This window comes from Halomonas sp. (assembly GCF_031581305.1).
Taxonomy (GTDB): domain Bacteria; phylum Pseudomonadota; class Gammaproteobacteria; order Pseudomonadales; family Halomonadaceae; genus Halomonas.
Genome location: NZ_JAVLBC010000288.1, coordinates 1 through 2,767, shown reverse-complemented (window position 1 = coordinate 2,767; position 2,767 = coordinate 1). Strand labels below are relative to the sequence as shown.

Genomic DNA, 2,767 nt, shown 5'->3' with positions numbered 1-2,767 from the left:
CAGCAACCGCGCGCGAGCCAGGCGCAGCTCAAGGTAGTACTTGAGCGGGGAGCAGCTCACGTAACGCTGGAAGAGGCGCTCCAGCTGGCGGCGCGACAGACCAGCGTAATCGGCCAACTCGTTCAGCGCCAGCGGCTCCTGAAGATTGGCTTCCATCAGTGTGGCCACCTCCTCCAGCTTGGGATGACTGTGCCCCAGGCGCACCCGCAGCGGGCTGCGCTGGCGGTCGCCCACGCCGCGAATGCGCTCGTGGATGAACTCCTCGGCGATCGCCTCGGCCAGGGCCAGGCCCTGCTGGCGGCTGACCAGGGTGAGCATCATGTCCAGAGGCGCGATACCGCCCGAGCAGGTGTAGCGATCGCGATCCATGACGAAGAGCTGTGAGGTGAACGTCACCTCGGGAAAGCGCCGCGCCTCGTGGAGGCTGCCGATATGCTCCCAGTGCAGGGTGCAGCGATAACCGTCGAGCAGCCCCGCACTGGCCAACGCATAACCCCCGGTGCACACCGCCCCCAGAGGAATCCGCCGCTCGGCCAGGCGCCTGAGCCAGGCGAGCGTCGCGCGATCGCAGTGCGCCTGCACGTCCACCCCACTACACACCAGGAGCAGGTCCAGTTCCGGCATCGGCTCCAGTGCCTGGTCCACCGCCGTGTCCAGGCCGCTGCTGGCCGTCACCGCTGTACCGTCACGGCTCACCAGGTGCCAGGTATAGAGGTTGCGACCGGCCAGATGGTTGGCCATGCGCAGGGGCTCAAGCGCCGAGGAGAAGGCGAGCTGAGAGAACCCCGGCAGCAACAGAAAGCCGATATCATGATGGTCCTTGGCGGGTATGGGAGTCTGCATTACCCTTCCTTCCCTCTCGCCGACGCACGGCCGCGGCGACCTTGCCTCAGGGATAGCCCATCCCTTCCACTGTCGGCAAGGGCGGAAATGCTGCCCCGCGTGTCGCTGCGCCCAAGGCCACCGACGCCGCCAGGCAAGACCGGCTCGCGAAGCGCGCGATACTGAACCTGACGCATGACCGCCCAACGTCCAGAGGAGAGACGCTGATGGCACCCCAAGCGACCGAACAGGCCTTGTCCCGGCCCATCGACAACCTGAGCATCGCCCGCGCGGTGCGCCTCTGGCCCATCGAGGAGATCGCCCATCGCCTGGGCCTGCCCGGCGAGGCAGTGGAGCCCTATGGCCGCGGCATTGCCAAGCTTGACCTGGCGGCCATGACGAGCCTGGCCGAGCGGCCACGAGGACGCTACGTGGTGGTGACGTCCATGACCCCGACACCCCCGGGGGAAGGCAAGACCACCACCGCCATCGGCCTGGTACAGGGGCTGCAGCGCCTCGGTCACACCGCCACCGTGGCCCTGCGCCAGCCCTCCATGGGCCCGACCCTGGGGCTCAAGGGCGGCGCCACCGGCGGCGGCTACAGCCAGGTGCTGCCCATGGAACGCATCAACCTGCACCTCACCGGCGACATCCACGCGGTGGCGGCGGCCCACAACCTGCTGGCGGCCATGGTCGACAATCACCTGCATCACCGCCTGGAACCCGAGTTGGATACTCGCGAGGTGCGATGGCAGCGCGTCATCGACCTCAATGACCGCGCCCTGCGGCACCTGGTCATGGGCCTCGGCGGACGGGGCGATGGCATCGCCCGCCAGGGGGGCTTCGAGATCACCGCCGCTTCCGAGGTGATGGCGGTGCTGGCGCTGGCCGACTCCCTGGCCGACCTGCGCCGACGCCTGGGCCGGCTGATCGTGGGACTGGACCGCGACGGCGCGCCGGTCACCGCCGAGCAGATCGGCGCCGCTGGCGCCATGACGGTGCTGCTCAAGGAGGCGTTCAAGCCCAACCTGCTGCAGACCCTCGAGCACGCCCCGGCGCTGATCCATGCCGGCCCCTTCGGCAACATCGCCCACGGCAACTCCTCGATCGTCGCCGACCGCATCGGCCTGCATGCCGGCGACTTCGTGGTCACCGAGGCGGGATTCGGTGCCGACATGGGCGCCGAGCGCTTCTTCAATATCAAGTGCCGCACGTCCGGCCTCGTTCCGGATGCCGCAGTGCTGGTGGTGACGGTACGTGCCATGAAGTACCACAGCGGCCGCCACCGGGTGGTACCCGGTCAGCCGATGCCCGCCTCGCTGCTGTCGGAATCCCCTGATGAGGTACGGGAAGGCGGCGCCAACCTGCTCAAGCAGATCGACAACGTCCGCGCCCACGGCCTCACGCCGGTCGTGGCGATCAACGCCTTCCCCGGCGACCATCCCGGCGAGGTGGACGCCATCCGCGAACTGGCGGCATCGGTGGGGGTGCGCGCCGAGGTCTCGAGCCATGTGTGCCACGGCGGCGAAGGTGCCCTGGCACTGGCGGAGGCCGTCGCCGAAGCGGCCGAGGCCGGCGGCAACTTTCAATACCTTTACCCCGCCGAACTGCCCCTGACAGCCAAGATCGAGCGCATCGCCACGCGTCTCTATGGAGCCGATGGAGTCGACTTCGCCCCCCGGGTCCGTGAACAGCTGGAAGCCTGGGAGCATCAGGGATACGGCGAGTTGCCGGTGTGCATCGCCAAGACGCATATGTCGCTGTCATCCGACCCGGGGCGGCTCGGCGCCCCCACAGGCTGGCGACTGCCAGTCCGCGAGGTGCGCCTCTCCGCCGGCGCCGGCTTCGTCTACGCGCTGGCCGGGGATATCCGTACGATGCCGGGACTCAACGCCTCGCCGGCGGCCACGCGGATCGATATCGATGATGAGGGCAACACCGTCGG

Annotated in this window: 2 protein-coding genes; one reads left to right on the top strand and one right to left on the bottom strand. The window is 68.7% G+C overall.

Going from position 1 to position 2,767, the window contains the following annotated elements; translation table 11 throughout:
* A partial coding sequence (locus RI841_RS15830) for a GlxA family transcriptional regulator (protein ID WP_310706592.1) occupies positions 1-843 on the bottom strand: 843 nt, incomplete at its 3' end.
* A gap of 206 nt (positions 844-1,049) precedes the next feature.
* Between RI841_RS15830 and RI841_RS15825 the strand changes: the two genes are divergently transcribed.
* The coding region (locus RI841_RS15825; protein WP_310706591.1) for a formate--tetrahydrofolate ligase at positions 1,050-2,767 on the top strand (1,718 nt) is incomplete at its 3' end.